Raw genomic sequence first — 25,697 nt, forward strand, 5'->3', positions numbered from 1 at the left:
CTATCCTTTATCAGAATAGGCTTATTATTTATCATTTACATGTCTAGGTCTACTCTCTAGAATACCTACTTTTATACTCCAAAGGCGTTAATCCCGTTTGCTTTTTAAAAAAAACGGACAAATGATTCGCTTCCTTAAACCCCAACTGATACGAAATAACATTCACCGGAATATCTTTATACAACAAACACCTGCTGATTTCCATAACCATGCGCTTACAAATCCACTTATAAGGAGTTGTATTTTCAATTTTCTGAAAGGCATATTCAATAGTTCTCAATCCTAAATTCAACTCTTCTGCATACATTTTGACACTGTAACTCTTATTCAATTTCTTATTCACTAAATCTTTAAATTTAGCTACAATCAATTTCTCATGAGACACCGTCAATTTTTCTTCTACAGCATTTTGATTCAATGAGCGTTCTAAAAAAATCAAAATATTAAACAAATAATTATTCAGTACATATTGTTGCTTGGGATAATAGGCTTTTTCTAATTCTTGGTTGATCATATCAAACAACAAAACCAGTTCTTCAAAATGGTGTTGTACTGCAATACTTTTACATTTACCTAAGTGTTTGAATATAGTAGAGGTATAAAAAAACTGAAAGTGCATTTCATCAATACAAAAAAAATCTTCTGTAAAAATCAAGATCTTTGCCTTGTAGTTCAGCGGCTCTTTCCACTCTACCACTTGATTTTTAAAAAGGACTAAAACTTCTTTTTCGACAACCTGTATTGGACTAAAATCAACATCTAAAACACCTTCACCTTCAGTAAACAAATGAATACTAAAAAAACTAAGCTCATGAGGGGTAAAAATAAAATCTTTTCTTAGCTCCAAGACTTTATCTAAATTTTCGCTATTTATACAAAGTCTAGTAGAGGACCGATGCATAAACGGCTCTAAAGGTATTTTCATAATACTGTCTTTCTTTCATCGTTAAACCCTTGTTTATAGGCTTTAATTTGAAAAAACAAAACAAAGTAAAATTGGAATAATACTAGGATATAAACCTGAATTTAAATTATACATACACGCATCTTATAACAAAACATTATGTAAATTAAAATCAAATAACCCTATAAAATAGAAACAAAAAATCAATTTTACACCACAAATATAAATTAAACATTATTCACTCAGAATAACGTTAAATATTTTTAACAAAAAATATGCAAATAAAACTAAAGTAGGAACAAGAAATAACATCATTTCATCTGCCTATCTAATGTCAAGTTCAGGTTGAAACCAAAGTTCCATATCCCCTCCCTCGTTTTATCAAAAATCTACTATGCGTTCGCATTAAAATCGTGCAATGCAAAAAGCACTCGTTGTTTGGAGTGCTTTTTGAAGGGATTTTCTGTTTCATTTTAAATCCTACAGTAGGATCATACTAAAAAAAATTTTGTTGTTGTTTTGTTCTTTTATCTAAAGAATAAAGCCACATGACCGTTAAGCCTTAAAGATAAGTTAATACTAAACTCCTTTAGTATACTAGTCCCCACTAACTCCCTTATCTTTTGTGTGGCTTTATTTATTCTATTGTTTCCTGTTATATGGTAGCAATAACATAGGATGATAGAGCAACTGTGATATTCTATCCCTGTTGCTTAAACAAATATAAAACTCCCCCCTTCTCATAGAAATATCGATTAACGAATTAAAAAGGGATATTACAACAAAGAAATAGGGTTTACCGCCCGAAAGGCTTTGAAATAGAAAGAAAACGGTATGCAATAGCTATTCCAATCCTAGTTACGTAAAAAACGCCTAGATAGGCGTTTTCTATTACTAATCACAATCGTCGTGTCTGTGTTTATTTTTTTTCTTGTGTTTGTGCTTGTTTTTGTACTTATTACTCTTGTGGTAGTGGTGATCTTTTTTGTGATCATATGGGTGATAATGCGTATACACATAGACGTTATCATTCCATTTCTCTTGTTGTTCAATCGTTAAGATATCTCCTATCTTGATTCTTACTTCTCGATACAGTTGATCTCTTTTTCGATTGAGTTCTGATTCATTATAGCGACTAGAACTCGCCCAATGACTATATTGACTTTCATAATCTCGTTGATACTGTCTGATTTGTTTCCACTGACTCTCTCTTAGTCCTAACACAGATGCGTCATCATAAACTAAGGATACGACTCCTCCTAAATTAACACCAATACTCGTACTGCTAATTTTTGTTTGTGCACTTGCTAAAGAAGTTATTAGCGCAAATGCTCCTACAATTATGCTCTTTTTCATAATACCTGTTTTATTTTCAATTTTTATTTTGTTAGTAAGGCAAAATAATAGTTGATAAAAAACATTCTTCAGTGTATACCCCGTAACACTAAAAAGTATACACCAAATTAAACGAGATACTAACAAATTTCAAACAATATTTACTTAACATTAACTATTTAACAATATGATTTACGGCTATTAAGCAGAAAGAGAAATCATTAGGAGCGAATAAAAGAATCTAAAAAAAGGGTTAAATTTCTCATTTTATAAGTAAAACACCCCCTATCAATCACAAAAAGACAATAGTAAACCAACGAATATCAACATAAAACACCCCCTTTTTTTCAACTACTTCCTTCAAACATCCTGTTTTCAACTTTTTATCTACCGATGTACCGTACTATTTAAATCGTTTACTCCTCTTTTTGACTATGTAAGTCCAACACAAGACATCGCAATACATCAACATATTCTCCAATTCCTAGTTTAAGCCACCTTTATTTTGCGATTAAAAAAATGAAATTATTTCTCTAACAAAGGAAAATAATCTATTTTTATAGATGTTAACCTATTAAAAAATATGGTATGAATATAGACTTTACTAAAGCGAGTTTTAAAGATTTTGAAAACATCCCCGATCTAGACATTTACCAAAGAGCGAACGCACATGAAGGATACCTCAACTATCTACGTGAAAACGAATTCATGAACTATCGTTTACTGGCTACTTCTGGCTGTGGTCCTGAAATTGGATTAGAAGAAGATGGTTACATTAAAAGAGGAGATTACATTAGTTTTGTTTGCAATGATTATTTAGGATTTACACAACATCCAGAAATCAAGAAAGCAGTGATTAATGGCATAGAAAAATATGGTACAGGAGCAGGAGCTTCCCCTTTGATTGGTGGTTATATTGATTATCACCAAGAATTAGAAGATAAAATTTCTGCCTTTTTCAAACGTCCCAAAGGTTCTTCGATTGTATATACCACAGGATATACGTCGAACAGTGCTTCTCTACTTTGCTTATTGAAAAAAGAAGACATTGCCATTGTGGATATGGCCGTTCACGCCAGTGTATATGAAGGGATTGCTGGAACGACAGTGAAGCGATTCTTACACAACAATACAGAAGCCCTAGAACGCATTTTAGCTTCAGCCCAACACACATACCGCACTAAAATGGTTATTATTGACGGTGTATATTCTCAAGATGGTGATGTAGCCAAACTCAAGGAAATTCTGGAGATTACCAAAAAATATGGAGGTGTACTTTTGGTAGATGATGCACATGGTATTGGTGTCCTTGGAGAAACAGGACGCGGTGCCATGGAATACCATAATGTATTGGATCAAGTTGACATTATTACTGGAACGTTCAGCAAAACCTTTGCTAACGTGGGAGGATATCTTGTGGCGAATAATCCCGATTTAATTTCCTACCTTCAGTTTCAATCGAGACAATATGCCTTTTCTGCAGCAGCAACACCAGCCATCGTTGGGGTAACACGTGCGATTGAACTTATTGATGAAGAGCCACATTGGCAAAAACAGCTATGGAATAATGTAGAATACTACAAAAAAGGATTACTTGACATTGGTCTAGAAATCGGTGCAACAGATTCAGCGATTATTCCTGTTAAAATTGGAGACGTCTATGTAAATAGCCAGGTTGGTAAACTATTACTTGAAAATGGTGTTTATACCAATCCAATCATGTACCCTGCAGTATCCCTAAAAGATTCACGTATCCGCATGAGTTTGATGGCTACTCATACTAAAGAACACTTAGATAAAGCATTGAATGTATTTGAATACATCAGCAATAAATTACAGCTCAAAAAACAAGAGCAACCTACAGTATAAAAAATAACAGCTCTTTCATTACAGAAGGAGCTGTTGTTATTTTTATATCAGTTTATGCAGCAATTGTACCACACAGTTTCCTTTTGCAGCTTCTATTGCAGTTGTAAAAAGTGATCCATTTTATATTGTTAAACCGTTTGCTGTTAATGAACCCAACGAGGTAGCCTCAAAAGCGTTACTCCGCTGCAAACCATCTGCATTTTTATGTAGTTATTTTAAAACCTTCAACTATTGCCCCTGCAGCGTATGCCGTCTAGCAAGCATCCTCACTTATGGATATTGTCAATAAGAGCAACCTTAAACTCGATCTAATTCAAACATTTTTTTCATCTGTTTCTTCTTCATCCAAGCGGGTAAAAGGCGAAAAGACGTATTGCGAAGTGCTACTAAAAAAGGATTTTTCCATTGTGCAATTTTTCCCAACGTCCAACTTTCTCGAACAATCCCATGTGCCTTCGCTTGGCGAATAGCTGGAAATAGTTGCAGAGCTTCCTCTAACGTATAGTTTTCCAGCAATTTACTAATTACATAAACATCCTCTATAGCTTGACAAGCGCCTTGTCCTAAATTAGGCGTGGTTGCATGAGCAGCATCTCCAATAAGACAAGCTTTTTCTTTATACCATCCCTCAAAGGGTTTGAGGTCATATATTTTATCCAAATGAATCGTTTCTTTGGGTGTCTGTCGAATCATTTGTTGAACCCATGTAGGACATTCTTCCAAATGCAATTCTAAATTAGCCTCTTTTTGATACAACTCCTCATCGACTAAAAAATACCAATAAACCTGATAATCCGTTAATTGAACAAACCCCATTCGCTTTCCTTTTCCCCAACTTTCTACAGCTACATGTTCATAGGCTTGAGGTAGTTCAAAAGAAAGTACCCCGCGCCAACACACCTGATGCGCATCTCGCAATGGATAATCTCCAAACAACACACGCCGCACTTGTGATCGCAAGCCATCTGTTCCAAGGATAAACTCATGATTGACTACTGTTTCATCTGAAAAACGAAGGGTATATCTATCCTCTGTTGTCTGCGTAATTTGTTGCAGACGTTTATTGAGTTGAATGTGTTCTTCACCAACAGCATCGAGTAAAACACGATGCAAAGCACTACGGTGAATAGCAATATTTGCTAGTTGGTACTTTTGCTCGAAAAAAGCAAGCGGTGTTTGATCTAAAACACGTAAATCTAAATCTGTCAGCATCACTGTAGAAATACGTGTCCCTTTTTCATTGAGTTTATCAGCAATTCCCAAATGACGATACACTTGCATCGCATTATTAGCAATTGCAATTCCCGCCCCTACAGGCTTAATTTGAGCCGTTGCTTCATATACTACAAAAGAAATACCTGCTTTTTTCAAAGCAATTGCTAACGTTAATCCCGCTATTCCTGCTCCAACTATAGCTACTTGCATACTAGAACGCACATTTTAGTTTTATGACTCAAAGATAGCATAAATTGATAGACCGTTTACTGAAAACTGTTCACTGTAAACCATTAACCATTAACCGTTCTCAAGGCTTTTTTGACAATATAAGCCGTAGCTTTTGTATTGCTTTCCACAAGCCAAGTATCACATAAATTTCGCACAAAATCAGGTTGAGTTTTACTCGCGTCATTCAACCAATTTCCTACGCTATCTTGAACGTATTTAGCTGGATCATTACGCAGGTTTTCCAGTATAGGCAAAGCTAATTCAGGAGTGGATTTCAGTACTTCAATATGAGCACACCAAACCCCTCTAGGGCGGGTAGATTCTGTTGCAAAACGTCGAATATTAGCATCGGCATGCAACGTCCATGGAATTAGTAGTTCCAGGCTAAGTGCAAGGTTTGAAATAAGGGTGGGACGAACGGCCATCCATGCTGTCTCGCGAACTCCGAAATGCGTATCTGCAGCAAATACCTGAATCGCCTGCAATTGTGCTGTTGGACTCAAAGCAGCGTTGTGTCCAATCATATAGGTTGCCCAGCAACGGGCCATATCCGCAGGATGTTGGCTCAAGAAAACAAAAAGTTCTTCATCTTTAGCTTTAGTGGCCTCAGCTAGTAAAACTTGACCAATAGTTGCATTTTTTAAAGTAATTGTCGGTTTTTTTAGCGCTTTTAGCGCCTGTAAAGTTGGTACTAAATAAGCTATTTTATCAACTTGTTTCAACAAAGTAGTCAACAGTTCCTCCATGTCAATAGCCAACCATTCTACTAAATTAGCCGTTTCTATTTGCCCTTGATTCAATTGTGCTAAAATTTCTGGCGGAATGCCTTGTATGGTTTTTGACCCTTTTCTCTTTATTTGATCCATCACATGCTACTTTCAAATTGTAAAACAAAGATTAGCATCTTTTTCCATTCTGACAATACCGCATAAATTTGTCCCCTATCTTTTTTATTTGCTGCGAAGCAAATAAGCTTACTTTACTCTAGCTATAAAAAAGAAAAAAGCGCTAGAGTATTCTACTATAGCGCTTTAAATTTAAGATATTAAAAATTGTTGTGGGGACTTTCATCAGTTGAAATATAGACGTTCTCATTTTCAATTGTCTACTTAACTTCTATAACAAAAATATACGTTACCAATCAAATTCATACCATGGAAAAACCCCAAATTAAAAAACCAGGGTTTTGCCTCCCTTGTTTTTAACGATCAGCCTTGTCTTTTCTCTATCCATCTTATTATCAGCACTTTCTTTTTTTTTAGCCATTCAAAACCTCAAAAATTCAAGAATAATTATACCTAATTGGTATACTATTTTTTTTCTTTTCTATTAACATTTAACATAAAAATTTACATAAATAAAATTGCAATTAAATTTATTTAAACTAATACACATTTACCATAACACAATAAAATTCATTTTTTTAACAAAAAAAATACATGTAATCAAAAATATATTTTATTTCCTTAAACAAAACCATATAAAATTATCACAAAAATTAACTTATATTTGATTTACAATATCAAATCATCATTCGCTTATTATAAAAACATTTTATTTAAATAATATTAAAGTAAAACCATTTTTATGAACGACCCACAGAACAAAACAGAATTACATTGGGTATACCAAAGTATAATCAATTGGGCTAACCTATCTTCTGATAGAGATAAACTGATAGATATTGCTGATTTTGGATTAAGTACCTTTTATTTTTTACAAGGTATCGTAGATACAGATGATATTCATGCCTATATGGGCTGCTACAAAGATGCATTCTACATCCATTTTATCCCAAGTTCGATAGACATAGCCGCATCTTTTACAGATGAAATGACTATCCCCAGTCAGCTATACAGTTGTATTGGAACCGAAACAACTTCATTTAAAGGACCAGTATTTAAAACAGAGGCAGAAGAGCGCATGAACAACTGGGGAGACAAAACAATCCGAGATAGTGTTTTAATGGCTGATGATCTTTTTCAAATCTTTTGGATTCCCAATGATGATTTTGAAGATAATACTCCTCTAAAAGTAAATTTAGCAATAAACAACTCTAATCCGGATTTAATCTTAACCCAAATAAGTACTACAGACAGTTTTCTCAACACCTGTAAACCTATTCCCCCCTTTAAACCAACGTTTCTCCATGCTCAATTTGCATTATATGAAAAAATACAACTGTGGAATATTTAGTTTATAAGGGAAAATGACCGTTTTTAATTTTGTTACCTATATTACCTATTTAGTTCCCCTAGTTTTGAGTATACTTATTGTATATACAGGAACTAAATCACCTTTTAATGTTCTAAAATTCGCCCTATTAGGTTATCTTATTACAAGCTTAGCCTTTTATTTTATGGGCGAATTTTTAGGAACAATCTTCAATAACAATTTGATTTTAATCCCGATTTTCGGTGTAATTGAACTCTTGTGGTTCTCTCTTATATATCGGGCGATAACAGGAGATAGAAGGTATTATTTTATTACTATTCCCTCTTTTATTTTCCTGATATATGAATTAAATACCATTGAGTTTCACCTGCCTGTACATGTGGAATCGTATACTCGATTTGTCTCGACCTTATCCATGCTTTTATTAGCTTTATTTTATTGTTTCACCTTATTAAAAAACAAGTGGAAAACATACGTTCCATCTTTATTTTTTTTCAATGCAGCTCTACTCATTTACGCCTCTTTTTCCTGCCTTTACTACCTTCCACTTCATTTTTTACTCAATGGAAAATCGGAAAGCAAATTTTTATTATGGTTTATTAATATCATCATTACCTTACTGTTTTACCTTATAATTACGAACGTATTATGCAGACTGACTGGCAAAGAGAAAATACCATCCTAATTTGGTTCATTATCGGTCTATTACTCATACTAATCATTAGTATCGCTTTTATTATTCTTTTAAAATTAAACCACAAAAAACACGTGGATACAGAAGATCAAATCCAACAATTAAACCAACAATATTCCAAAAAATTACAACTATCATCAGTTGATATCCAAGAAAAAGAAAGGCAACGAATAGGCAGTGATTTACACGATTCGGTAATTAATGCATTGAATGTCTTGTTTCTAAAATCACAAATAGGGCAAGCTGAAAATCAATTAGTTGATCAAATACAAGAAACCATACAATTGACTCGTCGTATTTCTCACGGATTAAATCCTCCTTTACTTGATTATGCAACGCTTGAGAGTCTAATCAAGGACCTATTTCAACAATGGAATACCTTTTACGACATCCAGTTCCACTTAGATAAACGAGCATCCTTCGAATTAACAGCAGAACAGAAAATGCATGTCTTGCGTATCATTCAAGAATTAATCAGCAACATCCATAAACACGCGCATGCCAATCAAATTGAATTTCGCTTGCGACTATCCGAAAGAGCAATTGCCTTTTCTCTACGGGATAACGGCAAAGGCTTTCAATCCAAAATGCAGCACAAAGGGCTCGGTTTACAAAACATTCAGATAAGAGCTACAATATTAAAAGCAACAGGAAAATACAAACCACAATCGACCACTGGAACCGTGTTCTTGTTTGTATTATCACAACAATCAACCCATGAAAATACAAGTAATTCTCCTAGACGATGAAGCACTCATCACCGATTTGTTATCTAACTTCTTGCAACAAGACCCTACAATTGAAGTCAAGGGCACCTATAATTTTGGCACTACCTTTTTGGAAGCCATGCAGGAAGCAACGACTTTACCCGATCTTTTTATCCTTGATTACCGCATTGGCGATATGGATGGATTAGAACTTCTTAAACGTTTACGTACATTAGGCATTCAAACACCCGTTATTCTCTTGTCTTCTCATTACAATGATAGCTTAATTAGTTTTATTGTCAAAACAGGATTTGCGGCTTTCTTACCCAAAAACATAAAATCAAATATATTAATTGAAGTTGTTCATGAAGTATACAACAAAGGGTTTTATCTGCTTCCAGTCCAATTTGAACACTTAAGAGAACAAATGCTGATCAAAAACCAACCCCTAACTACAGATTTAAAAATCGCCTTAACTGAACGCGAAATAGAAGTACTCCATCTCATTGCACAACAAAAAACAGGAAAAGAGATTGCCGAGCGCTTGTTCATCTCACTTAAGACAGTGGAAGGGCATAAAAATAGTTTATTTCTTAAAACAGGCGCAAAGAATGTAGTTGGTTTAATCGTATATGCCGTACAGCATAAATTACTATCTCTGGATGAGATATCCATGTATTAATACCTTAAAAAAGTAAACCCCTTTCTTTACTTTATCATACTATTGCCTCTAGTTGAAACTGAAAAATAGTTAAATAACGATCTGCTATTTTCGTTGCAACCTGACCTACCATTTGTCCTCCTAACTTTTGATAAAATCCATCAACATGGGGATCAGCATATAATTGCAAACAGGAATATCCCGCTACGCGTGCTTGATGAATTGCATGATGAAACAATGTCTTTCCAATGCCACTACCATGATATTCAGGCAAGATCCACAAACCATCAAGTTCGGCCAGATTATCTTCATACGCCAGTACATAAAAACCAACTAAAACACCATTCATTTCACCTTTCACAATCTTTTGATTTTCAAACCTAGCGGGTGTGATTGCTAAATCTTCTTCCCACAGCTGAATCCATTCATCAGCATAGCCCCAGTGTTGCTTTGCTCTTTTAGCCACCTGAGTTAATTGCTCACAATCCTCTTCTGATGCTGGTATAAACGCAATCTTCATGTTTACTTTCTATTGATGTTGAAATTTTATTTTTACGCTTTGCCCAGCTGTTGTTGTATAAATGCAATAGTCTTGGCCACTACTTTTGCCAAATCATGGGGTAATTGTTCTCCTGTATGTGGATGTCTAGCTCCAAATACGTGATCCGCTCCCTCCACAAGGAATAAATCAGAATCTTTAATCCAAAGATGCAATAACTCAGCCTCCTTTACATGGACTGCTTCATCCGCAGTACCATTAACAAGCAACACAGGTTTTCTAAGGTTTTGAGCAGCATATTGTATCGTTAATTGCTGTTCATGCGCTACAAAGTCCTCCCAAAACGTAAAATAATGCGGCATTTGTTGCTTGGTACGACCATTCATACTATAAAAAACACCTGTCTCTTTCCACTGCTCAAAGTTATCGCGTTGTGGAAATCGCTTTTTAAAATCAGCCACACCCGCCCAAGAAATAGCCCCCGTTACTTGGTCATTATAATACGTTTGCAATAAAACGGCTCCTCCTCCTCTGCTGTGTCCAATCAAAAAAACGTGTGATTCATCTACAAACGGTTGCGCTTGATAATACGCAATTACGCAAGCTAAATCGCGTTGTTCTTGGGTATAGGTATTTCTACCAAAAGCGTCTAAATCGACAAATTCAGTAGGTTGATCCAAGGAGGTACCATTGAGCGAAAAGTTAAACTTCGCCGCTGCAAATCCAGCCTTAGCCAATGTCTGCATCGCTAGATCCCAAGCCCCCCAATCTTTAAACCCTTTGTAGCCATGACAAAAAATAACGAGTGGGTGTTTTTCTATTGCGGGATCCCAATAACAATCAGCTAAAATAGCAGGTGCATTTTCATTGGGGATACGAACTGTTTCATGCTGTAATTGTGCCATGATTTTGAATATTTTTAACAGGTTGATTTTCTTTTTTAAAACATTCTTAAGCAATAATATTTTAATTTAGCCGGTACAAACCTATTGAATTAACTATTAAAATAAGAATATGAAAATTGTAATAACAAGAACTCAGACTTGGAAAAAGGCAACTTTTGCTTCACTCCTTAGCTTTGGTTTACTTTTTACTTCATTTACTGCACTTGCTCAAGAGAAAGAACAAGTTACAATAAAAAATAAAACTTTAGCTTACGAAATAACAAAAGAAACGACTGCAAGTGATTTGGACCAGATCCAAAAAGAAATCAATGCTGAAAAAATTGCCAAATTGAAATTTTCAGATGTAAAGCGCAATGCTAAAAATGAAATCATTGGACTAACCACCCAATTCAACGATGAACGAGGTACCTCTCAAAAAAAGAGCGAATACAACTCCCAAGGTATTCGTCCTTTCTCCGTTAAAATACACGAAAATGCAGATGGTTATAAATACCTAGAAATTGCGCAAAACAACGCTTCATTTACAGCCAAAAACACAACTGGCACTCCATCCCTGAATGATTTCTTTTCAGATGAACTAGAAGATGACTTTAGCTCGAATACCATGATGGAGATGATGAAAACCATGCAAGAAAGTATGCAACAACAACAAGAACTTATTCAAAAACTACTGCAGGAAGAAAAGAAGTAGGGTTGTTTTTTTGGTGAGGGGGTGAGATGTTGAGATTGATGAGGTGGTGAGAGAGTAAGTAGGTTGTATCCCGCGCTCACAAAGCACAAACCTCACTAATTTTTTGAGTAATATGCGTTCAATAACGGATGCGACCCCTCCTTCGTCGGCGTGACATACTGGATGTAGAGATTCATCAAATGTGAAATCACAAAGAACAAAGAGCAAAGAGCAAATAACAAAGAGCAAATAACAAAGAGCAAATAACAAAGAGCAAATAACAAAGAGCAAATAACAAAGAGCAAATAACAAAGAGCAAATAACAAAGAGCAAATAACAAAGAGCAAATAACAAAGAGCAAATAACAAAGAGCAAATAACAAAGAGCAAATAACAAAGAGCAAATAACAAAGAGCAAATAACAAAGAGCAAAAAAGCAAACCTAACAAAGCCCCATAAAAAAACGCCTCCATATGCTGGAGGCGTTTTTTCTATTGCACACAAAAAAGCCATAACGATACAGTTATAGCTTTTCATTATTTAGTTCGCTTCTATCTATCTTGAATAGTTAGGAGCTGATTTTGTAATCGTAATATTATGTGGGTGACTTTCTCCAATACCTGAAGCAGTTAACTGAACAAAACGAGCTACTTCTTGTAACGTAGGAATATCTTTTGCACCACAGTATCCCATACCAGCGCGTAATCCTCCGATAAATTGCAACATACTTTCGTTCAATTCTCCTTTGTATGGAACACGTCCTTCAATTCCTTCTGGAACTAATTTTTTCACATCATCCTCTACATCTTGGAAATAACGATCTTTTGAACCTTGTTTCATTGCTGCAACAGATCCCATTCCGCGGTATGCTTTGAATTTTCTTCCTTCAAAAATGATTGTTTCTCCTGGAGATTCTTTTGTTCCTGCTAACATAGATCCCAACATTACACAATCAGCACCTGCACCAATTGCTTTAGGAATATCACCTGTATAGCGTAAACCACCATCTCCAATTACAGGAACACCTGTTCCTTTTAATGCAGCTGCTACTTCCATAATAGCAGAGAATTGCGGGAATCCAACTCCTGCAACAACACGTGTAGTACAGATTGAACCTGGCCCAATTCCAACTTTAACCGCATCAGCACCTGCTTCCACTAAGTATAAAGCTGCCTCTGGCGTAGCAATATTTCCAACAACTACATCAATTTCTGGGAATGCTTTTTTCACTTCTTTTAATACCCCAACAACACCTTGTGTGTGTCCGTGAGCAGTATCAATAATCAAAGCATCTACCCCCGCTTTTACTAAAGCCGTTGCACGTTCCACAGTATCATGTGTAACACCTAAAGCTGCTGCTACGCGTAAACGACCAAATTGATCTTTATTCGCATTAGGCTTAAGCGTTAATTTCGTAATATCTCTAAATGTAATTAAACCTACTAACTTATAATCAGCATTAACTACAGGTAATTTTTCAATTTTATTTTCTTGTAAAATACCTTCTGCTTGCTCTAAAGTAGTTCCTTCTGCTGCAGTAACAAGGTTATCTTTTGTCATTACCTCCGTAATAGGTTTTGCATTTTCTTTTTCAAAACGCATATCTCTATTGGTAATAATACCTTTTAAAACGCCTAAATCATCAACAACAGGAATACCTCCAATGCTATATTCTGCCATTGCTTTCTTCGCGTCTCCTACAGTAGCCGTCAAGGGTAAAGTAACCGGATCAATAATCATACCTGATTCTGCTCTTTTTACCTTGCGAACTTCTTTCGCTTGCTCTTCAATCGTCATATTCTTATGGATTACTCCAATTCCTCCTTCACGAGCAATAGCAATAGCCATTTCGCTTTCCGTTACCGTATCCATCGCCGCAGATACAATTGGAACATTAAGCGTAATATTTCTTGAAAAATTTGTTTTTAAACTTACCTCTCGGGGTAACACTTCCGAATAATTTGGAACCAAAAGAACATCATCGTAAGTTAATCCTTGACCGATGATTTTTGTTGTGTGTGCTTTCATGTGCAATTGTAGTTGAATTGCACGCAAATTTAGTTTTTTTTATTCAGCTAAAAAAATCCTAGTGGTAAAAATTAAAAACTTTTAACGCTTCGTTATAAGCGCTTTCAAAAGACATCGCACTTAAATTAGTATCTATCTTATTAGCAGTAAAATAGCTCAACATCTTTTCTGTGGGCATATTACCGGTTAAATCATCTTTAGCCATGGGACATCCTCCATACCCTTTAATCGCTCCATCATAACGCAAACATCCCGCTTTATAAGCCGCGTCAATCTTTTCAAACCACGAGTCTGGTGTGGTATGTAAATGCGCTCCAAATTCAATTGCTGGATAAGCAGGAATCAAATTACTATACAAATAATCAATTACCTCTGGAGTAGAACTTCCTACAGTATCTGATAAAGAAAGAATACTCACTCCCATCTTAGCCAATCGTTCTGTCCATTCTCCTACAATATCCACATTCCAAGGATCTCCATAAGGATTACCAAATCCCATAGACAAATAAGCCACCACTTCTTTATCTGTTTTGTTGGCAATTTCCAAAATCTCCTGTAAAGTCACTAAAGATTCTGCAATGGTTTTATGGGTATTACGCATTTGAAAGTTTTCCGAAATAGAAAATGGGAAACCCAAATACTGGATTTCTTTGTGCATGGATGCTTCTTCTGCTCCCCTTGTATTCGCAATAATAGCCAATAGTTTACTTTGGGTTTTACTCAAATCCAATTGAGCCAAAACTTCTGCTGTATCTTGCATTTGCGGAATTGCTTTAGCAGATACAAAACTTCCAAAATCAATTGTATCAAAACCTACACGCAATAAGGCTTGTAAGTATTGTACTTTTTTTTCTGTCGGTATAAACATTTTAATGCCTTGCATTGCATCGCGAGGACATTCTATAATTTTCACTGTTGGTTTCATAGTGCACCAAAGATAGAAGAAAGCCAGAAATTCTCAAAAACAAATTAGAAAATTAAAAATCATCGAAATCTGCAGTTTTGAACTCCCCTCTCCTGCCGTTGATAACCTTTAAAATCTTTAAGAATATTTTAAAGAAATACCATAGAATTAATTGTAAGTTTGAGGAATAAGACAAAACAAAAACTATGACTCAATCAACAGAAACCACGATAGATAAAAACCTACCTTTAGCTGATATTATCGAAAAAGCAGGTACAATTCCAGAATATAGAGCCATTTTCTATGAAAAATTCCTAAAAAATGACATTTATGTTTTAGTTAAAAAAGGGTATAATGAGAACAATGAAGCCACTAGCTTCAATGCCAATGCGCCTATTATAACATTCGAAAATCAACAAATTCCTGTTTTTACCGCCCCTAAACACATCTATGACCAAGGAGCCATTCAGGACGAAATGAGCTATATGAAAGTCAACGGAAGAGCGTTTTTAGAGCTTGCCATGGGACATCACATCATTATCAATCCTTTTTCGAAAGTGTATAAAGAACTTGTTCCAAATGAAATCGCAGATATGCTAAATGGATCGATTTTCAATGTAGTGAAAGACAATGTTGCTCACATACATATGGAGGTACTTATTGGTAAACCAGAAGCAGAACCTCTTGCTTTATTGAGTGACTTAAAAAAGACCTTCACGTCTATTCCAACCATTTCATCGGCTTATTTAGGTTGGATGTTCAACGAGCGCATTGATCAAAAACCTCACTATATCTTTGCTGTGGAATGCGACACGAAAAATGCAGCTGAATTCAAAGAAATTGCAGATGTTATTTCAAATTTGTGCAAACCACACCTCAAAAAACAAGAGTATATTGACATTATACGCTTAGAGAAAAATGGGAATTTTAGTGATTATTTTTACAACCAAGACCAACCTTTTTACATCAAATAAAGCATGAACCAACCTGCTGTATTCAATCCTATTGATAAAGATACTTGGAGTCGTTTGCCTTATTATGAATACTACCGCAACATATTGAAAACAAAGTATACCATCAGCATCAAAATTGATCTTACTATTTTGATGTCCGTATACCAAAAAACGACCTACAAATTCTTCCCGACGTTTCTCTATGCTATTATGCGAGCCCTAAACAACAGTGAGGCTCTGCGTACGAGTATACACGAAAATCAATTGGGAACTTGGAATTTTCTAACCCCCCAATTCACCATCTTTCACAAAGATGATCATACCTTTTCTGATTTATGGAGTGACTATCATCCCCAATTTCAATCCTTTCATCAAGCAATCACACAAGACATTGAACAGTATAAAGACACAAAGGGAATCAAGATAAAACCTGGACTCCCTGCTAATTTTGTTCCGATTTCTTGTGTACCATGGATTAGCTTTGAGAGCATCAGCCAAGATACTTCTCACGATTCTGATTTCCTTAAGCCCATCATCCGCTTTGGCAAATACTATCAAGAACAAGAAAAAACACTTATTCCCCTATCTATTTACGTCAATCACGCTATTGCTGATGGTTATCATACCTCAATGTTCTTAAACGACCTTCAGGCGATTGTAAATGATGCGGAGAAGTGGTTGGTGTGAATGGTGAGGTGGTGTGGATGGTGAGGTGTTATGAATGGTGAGGTGGTGAGGTGGTGAGACGATGAGAAGTGAAGTACAAACCTCATAAAGAACAAACTTCACAAAGAGCAAAGAGCAAAGAGCAAAGAGCAAAGAGCAAAGAACAAAGAGCAAAGAACAAAGAGCAAAGAACAAATAGCAAAAAAACAAAGAGCAAAAAACAAACCTCACAAAAAACAGCTTCTGCTTGGGTCTTGTTCGGGTTTTGTTTGGGTCACCTTCGGTAAAATGGCCTTTAATCCGAATAAAACCTCATTCATCCCAAAGGATGACCGAACAAATCTTGCTTTTAAAAAACCAAAATTCTAATAATCAGCAAAATACAAGTAAAACTAAATCTCAAAAAAGGAAAATAAATGATTTATAAATAAAAAAACGGAACCAAGTACACCCCTGATTCCGTTGTTTCCTATTTTATATTTTTTTACTTGATGATATATTCCTCTTTCAATTAAAAAAGCTCTTCTGCTCCTTCAATAGCTTGATCAGAATGAATCAACTGTAAATCTACTGTTTTAGCTGCTGTGAATTTGATTTCATCTTTATATTTCAACACCATTCCCTTTTCAGTATTGAGTTGCCAGCCATCCTTGAAATAAATGGAATTCGTTTTATCGCTTTCCAACACAATACTCTTTTCTTGTTGGGGTAAGAAAATCTCAGCTTCTTTTCCGTTTTTAGCAAAAAGAACAAAACAGCTCACTTCGTTGTTTTCTAAATCGTTTTCTAAGCTTCCTTCGTCTTCAATGGGATTCAAGCGAAATCCTTGTTCGAACACGCGAATACAATCCGCCATGAGGTAGCTATAGCGATATCCTGCTGTGTAAGCACAACCAAAACCATCTTCTTCTCCAACAACGGTGGTACCGCCATCTGTTACCACTGTTTTTTCTCCTTCTGCTGCCGTATTCTTATCCTTGAGAATAAAATCACAAGAAACTAAACTAACAGATAAGAGCACGCCTATTACTAGTCCAATTTGTCGCATATTTATCTTTTTAGTGAGTGGAATACAAAACAGTTTCTATCGTTGAGAAATTAGTCGGCTTTTCTGGGCTGTAGAAATATTTAATCAATACTTCGCCGTGAACGGCTCCAGAATAAAAGTCTGCTATAATCCATCGATGATTAATAAATTGAACTTTATTAATCACGCATTTTTGTCCATTCATCGCTCCATAAGGAACTAAAGGGTTACCCGTTTCTAAGTGATTCAATGCGAGGATTTCTTCTCGAATTTTATCTACATCTTGATCTAATGTTTTATAATCAAAATACTCTTGGGCATCGTCATTATATCCCAATGAAAAATACTTAGCTTCATTTAATTCTTTCGATACTAACTTCAGAGAATCTCGAACAATCGCAATGCGTTTGTGGGCTACTTCGATTCTTTTCTCTTCTGATTTCATCATGTTGCGATTAGTATTATATAAAAGCGCGATGATTAGTACTGAAAAAACAAATAGATAGAAAAAGACTTTATGTCTCATGTTTATGGTAGTTTTATTTGTTGTTCATCGTAGGCCAAAGATACATTTTTTGGCAATATCTTTTCTACTTCTGCACAAAAACCTAAATCCTGTGAAATATGAATCAAATAGGCATGACGAGGATTGATTTTCTCAATAAAAGCCAATGCTTCGTCTAGGTTAAAATGGGTAGGGTGTTCTTTGATACGCAAGGCATTAACCACTAAAATATCACATCCTTTTATCTTTTCTATTTCGCTTTCATCGATGTATTTGGCATCGGTAATATACACCAGATTATCTAATCTAAATCCAAAAATAGGTAAATCACCATGCTGAATCAACAGCGGAATAATCGGTTTACCTTTGACGTAAAATACCTGATTAGGTGTGATTCTATTTTGCTGTACACTCGGTGCTCCTGGATAGCGATTCTCTGTAGTAAAAATATAGTCGTAGCGCTTCTCCAAGGCTTGCATCACGCGATCTGAAGCATAGATAGGCATCGGTCCATAGAGAAAAGTCAGGGGGCGAATTTCATCCAAACCCGCAATGTGATCCGCATGTTCATGCGTAAAGAGAATAGCATCAATGTGATTGCATCGCGCCTGTAGCATTTGATGTCTAAAATCGGGGCCACAATCAATTAATATGGTCAAGTCATCCCAAGTAATCAAAGCAGACGTTCGCAACCTATAATCGCGTTTATCTAAACTATTTCCCACCGGATGATCAATTGCTATTACAGGGACTCCCTGCGAAGTTCCTGTTCCTAAAAATCGTATTTCCAAAACCTAGTCCTTTTTATACAAAAGTACACTTTATCTTTTTTTTTGTTGTATAGAATTTGTTACTTTGTTTCAAAAGCTTACAGATGGAATATTTTGCAGAAGATTTAGTACTAGAGGGAGATAGAATTATAGAACAGCAGCCGGCTATTTCAGATAAGGCACTCCGCATTAACATGAACCACAATATCTACGGAACATTTGCCGAAATTGGCGCAGGTCAAGAAACTGTACGTCATTTTTTTAGAGCTGGAGGTTCTTCCCGAACGATCGCAAAAGCAATGTCTGCCTATGACAAGTCTTTCAGTGATGCTATTTACAGTGTTGAGGATGACGGACGTTATGTAACAGAGAGCAGATTGAATAAGATGTTGGATTACGAAACAAAAAAGATTGAAGACCGCATTCCACGAGCAGAGAATCCGACAAAGACCTTTTTTAGCTATGCCAATACCGTAGCGACTATTGATTATGCCAAAAAGAACAAAGGACATGGTTGGGTAGGAATTATTTTCCAAACCGCACCAGAAGAACCTTATAGCAAAATTGTTTTGCACATTCAGTTTAAAGAAACTGACTCTAAACTACAACAAGAAACCTTGGGTATTATAGGGGTAAACCTTATTTATGGGGCTTACTATCAACACCATGATCCCAAAAAATTAATTAGTTGTTTATACGACCACTTGGACCGCGATCAAATTGAAATTGACAGCATTAGCTTGACAGGACATTTATTCGCTCATATTGACAATCGTCTTATGAGTTTATTGTTGGTTAAAAACGGTATGACAGAAGCTGTCATGTTTGGCCCTGATGGACAAAGTAGACTTGCAGCCAATGAATTATACCGCAAAAATATCCTAGCGCTTCGCGGAAGTTTTAGACCCGTTACATTAGTGAACATGGATATGTACAAAAAAGCATTGGAATCTTTTGTCAATGAAAATCAGCTGCAACGACAAGATACAACAGTCATTTTTGAAATTACGCTATCAAACCTACTAATGGAAGGGAATCTAGATGAAAATGACTTCTTACACCGTGCAGATTTACTGTGCTCTTTAGGGCAAACAGTAATGATTTCCAACTTTCAAGAGTACTATAAATTAACTGCTTATTTTTCGAAATACACAACAGAAAAGATCGCTCTTTCTATGGGAGTTAGCAGCTTGCTTAATATTTTTGAAGAGAAATACTACGCGAATCTAACTGGAGGAATGCTAGAGGCTTTAGGCAAATTATTCCGCAATCAGATGAGAATATATCTTTATCCTATGCATGATGAAGCGGGTCATCTGATAGATTCAACCAATCTAAAAGTAGACTTACACATCAAAGAATTATATAAATTCTTCAAGAAGAACAATCAAATTGTAGATATCAAAAATTACGATCCAAAAGACTTGGATATCTTTTCTCGAGATGTACTCCGTGCAATACAATGCGATGAACCAGGATGGGAAGACAAACTGCCAACAGGAATTGCCAGTATGATTAAAGAGAAACAACTTTTCGGTTATACCAAACAAGAAGTTCACAGGTAGAACCTAACAGATAAACAAAAAAGCGACACTTCGATAGTGTCGCTTTTTTTATGCTGTTCTTTTGTTATTTTACTTCTTGATCAATAGCAGGAGTAATTTGTTTGAACTCCATCACAACTTTGTCTCCATTTTTAAAAAGCAAAGCACTTTCTGTAATTTCGTAATTTGTTACTTCTGTCAATCCTTTGGTAAATGCAACATCTGCTACTCCTTCGCAAAACATTCTTGTCGCTGCTAACTTGTCACCAATAGCAATACCATTGTTCTCTTTCATTTCGTATTCCCCTGTAATATTATTACACCCATCAGTACCGTGTACCATTGATGTGCCTTCAAAATTCAAGGTTGGCTTTTTACCTGGGAATAAGTCTTCCAATTTTTTATCTGCCGTATCTTCGGTGTGAATAGCGATTAATTCCCAACTTCCAACTAAGTTTACCTTTGTTGTCACTGCTGTTTCTACTACAGGAGCTGTAGCTGCCTCAGGTGCATTTTCCGTACTCTTTTTCTCGTTACAAGCAGTTAAGGCCAAAACCATCAATCCTGCTGTTAAAACTTTCATTCTTTTCATTTTTGCAATTTTTAAATATTTCATTTGTATTTATCTAACAAATATAAATACAAAATCAGAATTAATAGCAAAAAAAACCAAAAAGATAATGATTTACTAAGAAGCGGACACTACTTTTAACCCAATAATAGATCCAATTAAGGTAGCGATAAAAAACATACGCCAAAAAGTTGCAGGATCTTTAAAGACTAAGATCCCTACTAATACTGTTCCCACAGCACCAATTCCCGTCCAAACCGCATAAGCAGTTCCCAAGGGTAATGTTTGAGTTGCTTTCATCAACAAAGCCATACTCATTACTAAGGCAAACAAAAAACCTCCATACCACCAAATAGATTCTGTTCCTTTACTTTCATTGGCTTTTCCCAAACAATAAGTAAATCCAACTTCAAAAAATCCTCCGATAATTAAAAAAATCCAGTTCATTTTATTTTTTTTGCGAAAGTCGACTTATAAATTTTATTTTTTTTTATCCTATGATAAAAATTTATTGCAAAAGATTGCTATTAAATAAAACCTTCTTCTTTGACTTTTTTCACCAATCCTCCATTATCGATAACATCAAACGTCTGCTTCAAACCCGCAATACGCTTATTTACAGCACTTTCACTCAAAAATAAGGTTTCACTAATTTCCTTGATTTTAAATCCTTTATCAAGCAATAATAAAATTTGAACATTTTGCTCTTGAAGAAGGGATTCTTTTTTATAGACTTCTTTTAATCCTTCATTCGCATGCATACTATACAACCGCTCTCCTCTCCGGACTGCCTCTACGGCTTGTTTCAATAAGTCTTCCGTTACATCTATTTTAAGCAACAATGCCTGAGGAACTATTTTTTTATGAATGGTATACAAGACCAGTGTTCCTTCATGACCTGTGACTAAAATCACATCTGCTTTAGGAAATTTCCGCCGGAAATAATGGACAAATTCGATCCCATTTGCAATCTCAGCCTCTGCATCCCCTTTTCCTAAATTGTAATCGACCAACACCATATCCAATGTTGTACAATGATCTATATGACTTATCCCCTCTGTAATAGAGGTAGCACTCAAGATGGTAGCATCTTGGTACATTTGTTGTAATACGTATTTGTACCAATCGACAATCATGTGATGATCATCAATTATTAATAAAGTAAAGCTCAAAATACTTTTATTTTTATTAACACATTGTATACTTTTACTGTACTTTTCGAAGTCAAAATATAAATATGTTTGTTAGACAATCGCAGGATTTTATCCTAAAAAAGAATTTTAATTGTTTCAAAAGATTAAATATACATTCAATTTATCTATTTTTTATTTTAAATTTTAAAAAAATCAAATATAATTTTTATCCGTATGAAAAAAACTATCCTTACCTCAGTATCTATTTTGGCTTTACTTGCATTCGCATCATGTTCAACTGATAATATGCCAACAGAAGCCGATGGTGGCAGCCAAAAGCAAACACATTTTAATGCTATGGGTGCAAAAACAGCGAATGACGCAAACATTCAGACGGACACTATTCCAAATACAATAGAAGTAACGAGTAGAACAGCAGACAATGGCGATATTGCTATTTTAAAAGACAAAAGAAAGATCATCAACAGTTCATCTAGTGCACAAGAAAACGGTGATATTGCTATTTTAAAAGACAAAAGAAAGTAAATCATTTCCTCAGAGAATCAATCCCCCTTGTGTTGTAACAGATTGGGGATTGTTTTTTTTTTTAGTTAATTTGTATTCATTTCCTTCTACTTATGCAATACAGATTCTGTTTTTTCCTAGTTCTACTCCTTTTTCTAATCAGTTGTTCTGATCGCCCCCTTGCGGAAAAACATTCGGCCATTGCAACAATATTAGATAGCCTTGAAGAGGATAGTCTTTCTGTACAGAAAAAGCACCGCGTTCTGGATTCTATATTTGATCATCTCGCTCAAAACTCCAATAATGCACAACATCGGGAGCTTTTGTTTAATACAGCCAATACGGCTTACAATGTCAAGCACTTGGATTTATATTTGCGCATCAGTCAAAACGTATTGGAGTTAGCTAAAAAAGATAAAGATACCGCTCACATTGCTAAATCCTACTACTATTTGGGCGATTACTATGAAGATATTGTAAAGCTAGATAGCGCTTATGCTTCTTATTCCTATGCTGTAAAGTTTTATGAAGCGCAAAAAGACACCTTGCATGTTGGGATGATGCAAAAATCCATGGCAGTTATTTTATTTGAAGAAGGACTTTTTAATCAAGCAGAAGTAGAAGCCTTCAATGCACTAAAAAACCTAAATCATTTCAACGATAAAAAATTAGTCATCGAAGCCTATTCAACAATTGCGGGCATTTTGGATCAGAATTCCCAAAAAGAAGAAGCCATTCTCTACAATCAAAAAGCTTTAGCCCTCATTAATACATTAAATTCAAAAGAAAACACCACCTATTCCAAATTGGGAATCTATAACAATATTGGCTACCAGTACAATAGTTTGAGAGAGTATGAAAAAGCAGAAAAAACATTTCTAGAAGGTCTCACCCTTTTAGATGTTCATTCAAAAAAGTCTATTTTCCATGCCATGTTGCTCAATAATCTAGGGTTTACTTACATTAAAACCAATCAACTAAATAAAGCTGAAAAATTAGTTTTGGAAGCCTTTGCTATTCGAGATAGCCTTCAAAATCCTCAAGGGCTTATTTCAAGTTACAGTCGCTTAGGAGAACTCTATTTAGCTAAAAAAGACACCTTACAAGCCATTGACTATTGGAAAAAAGGATTTAAAACGTCAGAACAAGTGAAAGCGCGCAATACGGCTTTAACCAATTTGCGTTACCTCAGCTTATACGACCAAAAAAATGCAATGGAGTATGCCCAACGCTATTATGAAATCAATGATAGCTTAAAGACCTTGCAAATTGAAAATAGAACTAAATTTGCTCGTATTGAATATGAAACTGCACAACTAGAAGCAAGAAACGAATTACTCTCTCAGCGCCTTACTGTATTTAGTATACTCTCTATACTAGGTGTGCTCTTATCCGTTTTAATCTATATTGTCTTCAAACAAAAGATGATCCAAAAACGCCTTTTATTTGAGCAACATCAACAAAATGATCGCGAATTAATTTACAAATTAATTTTACAGCAAGAAGAAATTGCCAAAAACACCTTACTTGACGAAAGAACGCGTATCAGTGCTGAACTACACGATGGTATCATCAATACCTTATTCAACATTCGTTTAATGTTATCCAATGAAGGTCAGCCAGAAAATCGTCAATTAATTGCTTCTGAAATAGAAGGAGCTCAACAACAAATTCGAAGAATTTCACATAACCTTCAAGATCAATCTTTAACCCTTGGAAGCTTTACTCCTATTCTTGAAAATCTAATTGAGAAGAATTCTACCGATCAACATGCATTTACTTTATTAATTGCTCGCAATTTTGACTGGAGTACTTTTGATTATGAAACAAAGATGAATATTTATCGCATCATTCAAGAATCAATTCAAAATATCATTAAACACGCGCAAGCGACTAGAGCCATTATCTCTATTGTGGAATCCACATCCAATTATCATATTAAAATTCAAGACAATGGCGTTGGATTTAAAGTAAGTGAAGTGAAGAAAGGTATAGGATTAAAGAATATCCAGTATCGCGTCAACCAAATGAATGCAATTCTAACGATAAATTCCACAAAAAAGAAAGGAACGATTATAGAAGTAATCCTCTCAAAAGTAAAATAGGGATTGGTGTCCCCACAACCAATCCCTACTTACCTAAATTAATCAATAGATACTCATTTTTAAATCATTTGTTTACTTTGATTGGGTGTAAAAACTAGGTCTAAACACCACTCAAAGACCCTAACAAATGTGCTTGTATGATTCTTATCAAGAACTAAAGTAGCTATAAGGCCGCTGTATTCAAAGCGCTTCACTCGTTTTTTAACAAAAATGAAAGTTGAGTATTCATTTTGACTAAAATCAAGGGCTGGATTTCTTAAAATTAGATGAACCCTTGGAGTTTTACTCGCTTCAACAGCTCAGACAAGTCATTCACTTCAAACTCCTTTTTCATGGTGGTCAACATGCGTTGCACAGTACTCTGACTTTTAAATACGATTTCACATATTTCTTGTACCTTATATCCTTTATCTAGCAGCATGAGGATTTCGATATACTGTTCTTGCTGCATCAATTGGCGTTTTGCCAATAGACTTAATACATTTTTAACGCCTTGGCTATACACTACCTGTCCAATCATACACTGACGAATTGTTTCAATCAACAATTCATCGGTTACATCGGCTTTCATCAGTAATCCATCAGGTCTTACTTTTTTGTGAATGCTGTAAATCAACAACGCTTCTTCATGCCCTGTAATCATAATGATTTTTGCCTTAGGAAATTTACTTTGTGCATACAAAGCTAATTTTTGTCCATCAGAAATACGCAGTTGAACATCAAAGTTTTTCGCCAAATTATAGTCAATAATCAGCATATCAATACTTTCTAGCTCATCGATATATTCCAATGCCTTCGGAATCGATTCACTTGCGTAAAAAGTACTCTCTAAAAAATTTTCTCGAAGTAAGCGAATATAACTAGTCAAAATCATTGGATGATCGTCAATTACTAGAAATACAGGATTATATAAATTCATAGCAGATACAGTTAGAAATAAGAAAATTTTCAGTCAAAATTACGCTTTTTTTCCCCACTTTCCATCATGCTGCTTTAGATTAACTATAAAATATACTCAAAAAATAGAGTCAAATTAAAAATTTATTCATTTTTTGATAATTTTCATAGCTCTCTACAAACAATTTTACAAATGAACCCGTTT

The 25,697-nt window shown here is 35.2% G+C and carries 25 protein-coding genes; 10 read left to right on the forward strand and 15 right to left on the reverse strand.

What is annotated here, in order from left to right:
• Positions 1–49 precede the first annotated feature (49 nt).
• Both AWV75_RS03290 and AWV75_RS03295 read right to left on the reverse strand, forming a co-directional pair.
• Positions 50–925 (reverse strand): AraC family transcriptional regulator, encoded by an 876-nt coding sequence (locus AWV75_RS03290; RefSeq protein WP_060873022.1) that lies wholly within the window; start codon positions 923–925, stop codon positions 50–52.
• 873 nt (positions 926–1,798) lie between these two features.
• Positions 1,799–2,260, reverse strand: coding sequence for a hypothetical protein (locus AWV75_RS03295; RefSeq protein WP_060873023.1), 462 nt, complete (start codon positions 2,258–2,260; stop codon positions 1,799–1,801).
• Positions 2,261–2,827: 567 nt separating this feature from the next.
• Here AWV75_RS03295 and AWV75_RS03300 point away from each other — a divergent pair.
• A complete protein-coding gene (locus tag AWV75_RS03300) occupies positions 2,828–4,108 on the forward strand; it encodes an aminotransferase class I/II-fold pyridoxal phosphate-dependent enzyme (RefSeq protein WP_060873024.1) in 1,281 nt (426 codons plus the stop codon).
• Positions 4,109–4,405: 297 nt separating this feature from the next.
• Here the strand turns inward: AWV75_RS03300 and AWV75_RS03305 are convergent, their stop codons facing one another.
• Positions 4,406–5,533, reverse strand: coding sequence for an FAD-dependent monooxygenase (locus AWV75_RS03305; RefSeq protein WP_060873025.1), 1,128 nt, complete (start codon positions 5,531–5,533; stop codon positions 4,406–4,408).
• Positions 5,534–5,616: 83 nt separating this feature from the next.
• Positions 5,617–6,420 (reverse strand): DNA alkylation repair protein, encoded by an 804-nt coding sequence (locus AWV75_RS03310; protein ID WP_060873026.1) that lies wholly within the window; start codon positions 6,418–6,420, stop codon positions 5,617–5,619.
• A gap of 721 nt (positions 6,421–7,141) precedes the next feature.
• Between AWV75_RS03310 and AWV75_RS03315 the strand changes: the two genes are divergently transcribed.
• The 3 genes from AWV75_RS03315 (at position 7,142) to AWV75_RS03325 (ending at position 9,812) form a co-directional block, all read left to right on the forward strand.
• Positions 7,142–7,750 carry a hypothetical protein gene (locus tag AWV75_RS03315; RefSeq protein ID WP_060873027.1) on the forward strand — a complete coding sequence of 203 codons (609 nt, stop codon included), beginning with the start codon at positions 7,142–7,144 and terminating at the stop codon, positions 7,748–7,750.
• Positions 7,751–8,377: 627 nt separating this feature from the next.
• A complete protein-coding gene (locus AWV75_RS03320) occupies positions 8,378–9,172 on the forward strand; it encodes a sensor histidine kinase (RefSeq protein WP_060873028.1) in 795 nt (264 codons plus the stop codon).
• Positions 9,141–9,812, forward strand: coding sequence for a response regulator transcription factor (locus AWV75_RS03325; protein WP_060873029.1), 672 nt, complete (start codon positions 9,141–9,143; stop codon positions 9,810–9,812). Before AWV75_RS03320 ends, AWV75_RS03325 begins: the two co-directional genes overlap by 32 nt.
• Positions 9,813–9,846: 34 nt before the next feature.
• On the opposite strand, the gene AWV75_RS03330 is transcribed toward AWV75_RS03325, so the two are convergent.
• Together AWV75_RS03330 and AWV75_RS03335 are read right to left on the reverse strand one after the other, a co-directional pair.
• Positions 9,847–10,311, reverse strand: a complete 465-nt coding sequence (locus AWV75_RS03330) for a GNAT family N-acetyltransferase (RefSeq protein ID WP_060873030.1) — start codon at positions 10,309–10,311, stop codon at positions 9,847–9,849.
• A 32-nt stretch (positions 10,312–10,343) separates the two neighbouring features.
• On the reverse strand, positions 10,344–11,195 hold the full coding sequence (locus tag AWV75_RS03335; protein WP_060873248.1) for an alpha/beta hydrolase family protein: 852 nt from the start codon (positions 11,193–11,195) through the stop codon (positions 10,344–10,346).
• A 109-nt stretch (positions 11,196–11,304) separates the two neighbouring features.
• On the opposite strand from AWV75_RS03335, the gene AWV75_RS03340 reads away from it, so the two are divergent.
• Positions 11,305–11,886, forward strand: a complete 582-nt coding sequence (locus AWV75_RS03340; RefSeq protein WP_060873031.1) for a hypothetical protein — start codon at positions 11,305–11,307, stop codon at positions 11,884–11,886.
• Positions 11,887–12,419: 533 nt separating this feature from the next.
• Here the strand turns inward: AWV75_RS03340 and guaB are convergent.
• Together guaB and AWV75_RS03350 are read right to left on the reverse strand one after the other, a co-directional pair.
• Positions 12,420–13,892: an IMP dehydrogenase gene (gene guaB, locus AWV75_RS03345; RefSeq protein ID WP_060873032.1), complete on the reverse strand. Its 1,473-nt coding sequence runs from the start codon at positions 13,890–13,892 to the stop codon at positions 12,420–12,422.
• 58 nt (positions 13,893–13,950) lie between these two features.
• Entirely contained in the window at positions 13,951–14,817 is an 867-nt protein-coding gene (locus AWV75_RS03350; protein ID WP_060873033.1) for a hydroxymethylglutaryl-CoA lyase, read from the reverse strand.
• Positions 14,818–15,002: 185 nt separating this feature from the next.
• Here AWV75_RS03350 and AWV75_RS03355 point away from each other — a divergent pair, with 185 nt between their 5' ends.
• Both AWV75_RS03355 and AWV75_RS03360 read left to right on the forward strand, forming a co-directional pair.
• Positions 15,003–15,770: an enhanced serine sensitivity protein SseB gene (locus AWV75_RS03355; protein WP_060873034.1), complete on the forward strand. Its 768-nt coding sequence runs from the start codon at positions 15,003–15,005 to the stop codon at positions 15,768–15,770.
• A gap of 3 nt (positions 15,771–15,773) precedes the next feature.
• Positions 15,774–16,436, forward strand: a complete 663-nt coding sequence (locus AWV75_RS03360) for a CatA-like O-acetyltransferase (RefSeq protein ID WP_060873035.1) — start codon at positions 15,774–15,776, stop codon at positions 16,434–16,436.
• 490 nt (positions 16,437–16,926) lie between these two features.
• Here AWV75_RS03360 and AWV75_RS03370 read toward each other — a convergent pair whose 3' ends face one another.
• Genes AWV75_RS03370 through AWV75_RS03380 form a run of 3 tightly spaced genes read right to left on the reverse strand, consistent with a single transcriptional unit; the run spans position 16,927 to position 18,738 of the window.
• Positions 16,927–17,463, reverse strand: a complete 537-nt coding sequence (locus tag AWV75_RS03370) for a hypothetical protein (RefSeq protein ID WP_060873037.1) — start codon at positions 17,461–17,463, stop codon at positions 16,927–16,929.
• Positions 17,464–17,473: 10 nt separating this feature from the next.
• Positions 17,474–17,968 carry a hypothetical protein gene (locus AWV75_RS03375; protein ID WP_060873038.1) on the reverse strand — a complete coding sequence of 165 codons (495 nt, stop codon included), beginning with the start codon at positions 17,966–17,968 and terminating at the stop codon, positions 17,474–17,476.
• Positions 17,969–17,970: 2 nt separating this feature from the next.
• Positions 17,971–18,738, reverse strand: a complete 768-nt coding sequence (locus AWV75_RS03380; RefSeq protein WP_060873039.1) for an MBL fold metallo-hydrolase — start codon at positions 18,736–18,738, stop codon at positions 17,971–17,973.
• A gap of 83 nt (positions 18,739–18,821) precedes the next feature.
• Between AWV75_RS03380 and AWV75_RS03385 the strand changes: the two genes are divergently transcribed.
• A complete protein-coding gene (locus AWV75_RS03385; RefSeq protein ID WP_060873040.1) occupies positions 18,822–20,282 on the forward strand; it encodes a hypothetical protein in 1,461 nt (486 codons plus the stop codon).
• Between the two features lie 64 nt (positions 20,283–20,346).
• On the opposite strand, the gene AWV75_RS03390 is transcribed toward AWV75_RS03385, so the two are convergent.
• The 3 genes from AWV75_RS03390 to AWV75_RS03400 form a co-directional block, all read right to left on the reverse strand.
• Positions 20,347–20,853, reverse strand: coding sequence for an META domain-containing protein (locus AWV75_RS03390; RefSeq protein WP_231737971.1), 507 nt, complete (start codon positions 20,851–20,853; stop codon positions 20,347–20,349).
• Positions 20,854–20,949: 96 nt separating this feature from the next.
• A complete protein-coding gene (locus AWV75_RS03395; protein ID WP_060873042.1) occupies positions 20,950–21,279 on the reverse strand; it encodes a DMT family transporter in 330 nt (109 codons plus the stop codon).
• Between the two features lie 80 nt (positions 21,280–21,359).
• Positions 21,360–22,004 (reverse strand): response regulator, encoded by a 645-nt coding sequence (locus tag AWV75_RS03400; RefSeq protein WP_082711021.1) that lies wholly within the window; start codon positions 22,002–22,004, stop codon positions 21,360–21,362.
• 195 nt (positions 22,005–22,199) lie between these two features.
• Here AWV75_RS03400 and AWV75_RS03405 point away from each other — a divergent pair, with 195 nt between their 5' ends.
• A complete protein-coding gene (locus tag AWV75_RS03405; protein WP_060873044.1) occupies positions 22,200–22,511 on the forward strand; it encodes a hypothetical protein in 312 nt (103 codons plus the stop codon).
• Between the two features lie 92 nt (positions 22,512–22,603).
• The gene (locus AWV75_RS03410; RefSeq protein WP_060873045.1) at positions 22,604–24,595 is read left to right on the forward strand and encodes a tetratricopeptide repeat-containing sensor histidine kinase; all 1,992 of its coding nucleotides are present in this window, start codon (positions 22,604–22,606) and stop codon (positions 24,593–24,595) included.
• 262 nt (positions 24,596–24,857) lie between these two features.
• Here the strand turns inward: AWV75_RS03410 and AWV75_RS03415 are convergent, their stop codons facing one another.
• On the reverse strand, positions 24,858–25,514 hold the full coding sequence (locus AWV75_RS03415; protein WP_060873046.1) for a DNA-binding response regulator: 657 nt from the start codon (positions 25,512–25,514) through the stop codon (positions 24,858–24,860).
• Positions 25,515–25,697: the final 183 nt, after the last annotated feature.

Origin of the sequence: Myroides odoratus (genome assembly GCF_001549985.1) — a bacterium.
GTDB lineage: Bacteria > Bacteroidota > Bacteroidia > Flavobacteriales > Flavobacteriaceae > Flavobacterium > Flavobacterium odoratum_A.

Coding starts and splice junctions, on each gene's coding strand:
- AWV75_RS03410 (WP_060873045.1), top strand. CDS start 22,604: ATGCAATACAGATTCTGTTTTTTCCTAGTTCTACTCCTTTTTCTAATC.
- AWV75_RS03305 (WP_060873025.1), bottom strand. CDS start 5,533: ATGCAAGTAGCTATAGTTGGAGCAGGAATAGCGGGATTAACGTTAGCA.
- AWV75_RS03350 (WP_060873033.1), bottom strand. CDS start 14,817: ATGAAACCAACAGTGAAAATTATAGAATGTCCTCGCGATGCAATGCAA.
- AWV75_RS03320 (WP_060873028.1), top strand. CDS start 8,378: ATGCAGACTGACTGGCAAAGAGAAAATACCATCCTAATTTGGTTCATT.
- AWV75_RS03335 (WP_060873248.1), bottom strand. CDS start 11,195: ATGGCACAATTACAGCATGAAACAGTTCGTATCCCCAATGAAAATGCA.
- AWV75_RS03370 (WP_060873037.1), bottom strand. CDS start 17,463: ATGCGACAAATTGGACTAGTAATAGGCGTGCTCTTATCTGTTAGTTTA.
- AWV75_RS03325 (WP_060873029.1), top strand. CDS start 9,141: ATGAAAATACAAGTAATTCTCCTAGACGATGAAGCACTCATCACCGAT.
- AWV75_RS03385 (WP_060873040.1), top strand. CDS start 18,822: ATGGAATATTTTGCAGAAGATTTAGTACTAGAGGGAGATAGAATTATA.
- AWV75_RS03315 (WP_060873027.1), top strand. CDS start 7,142: ATGAACGACCCACAGAACAAAACAGAATTACATTGGGTATACCAAAGT.
- AWV75_RS03300 (WP_060873024.1), top strand. CDS start 2,828: ATGAATATAGACTTTACTAAAGCGAGTTTTAAAGATTTTGAAAACATC.
- AWV75_RS03295 (WP_060873023.1), bottom strand. CDS start 2,260: ATGAAAAAGAGCATAATTGTAGGAGCATTTGCGCTAATAACTTCTTTA.
- AWV75_RS03390 (WP_231737971.1), bottom strand. CDS start 20,853: ATGAAAAGAATGAAAGTTTTAACAGCAGGATTGATGGTTTTGGCCTTA.
- AWV75_RS03360 (WP_060873035.1), top strand. CDS start 15,774: ATGAACCAACCTGCTGTATTCAATCCTATTGATAAAGATACTTGGAGT.
- AWV75_RS03340 (WP_060873031.1), top strand. CDS start 11,305: ATGAAAATTGTAATAACAAGAACTCAGACTTGGAAAAAGGCAACTTTT.
- AWV75_RS03395 (WP_060873042.1), bottom strand. CDS start 21,279: ATGAACTGGATTTTTTTAATTATCGGAGGATTTTTTGAAGTTGGATTT.
- AWV75_RS03375 (WP_060873038.1), bottom strand. CDS start 17,968: ATGAGACATAAAGTCTTTTTCTATCTATTTGTTTTTTCAGTACTAATC.
- AWV75_RS03330 (WP_060873030.1), bottom strand. CDS start 10,311: ATGAAGATTGCGTTTATACCAGCATCAGAAGAGGATTGTGAGCAATTA.
- guaB (WP_060873032.1), bottom strand. CDS start 13,892: ATGAAAGCACACACAACAAAAATCATCGGTCAAGGATTAACTTACGAT.
- AWV75_RS03415 (WP_060873046.1), bottom strand. CDS start 25,514: ATGAATTTATATAATCCTGTATTTCTAGTAATTGACGATCATCCAATG.
- AWV75_RS03310 (WP_060873026.1), bottom strand. CDS start 6,420: ATGGATCAAATAAAGAGAAAAGGGTCAAAAACCATACAAGGCATTCCG.
- AWV75_RS03355 (WP_060873034.1), top strand. CDS start 15,003: ATGACTCAATCAACAGAAACCACGATAGATAAAAACCTACCTTTAGCT.
- AWV75_RS03405 (WP_060873044.1), top strand. CDS start 22,200: ATGAAAAAAACTATCCTTACCTCAGTATCTATTTTGGCTTTACTTGCA.
- AWV75_RS03290 (WP_060873022.1), bottom strand. CDS start 925: ATGAAAATACCTTTAGAGCCGTTTATGCATCGGTCCTCTACTAGACTT.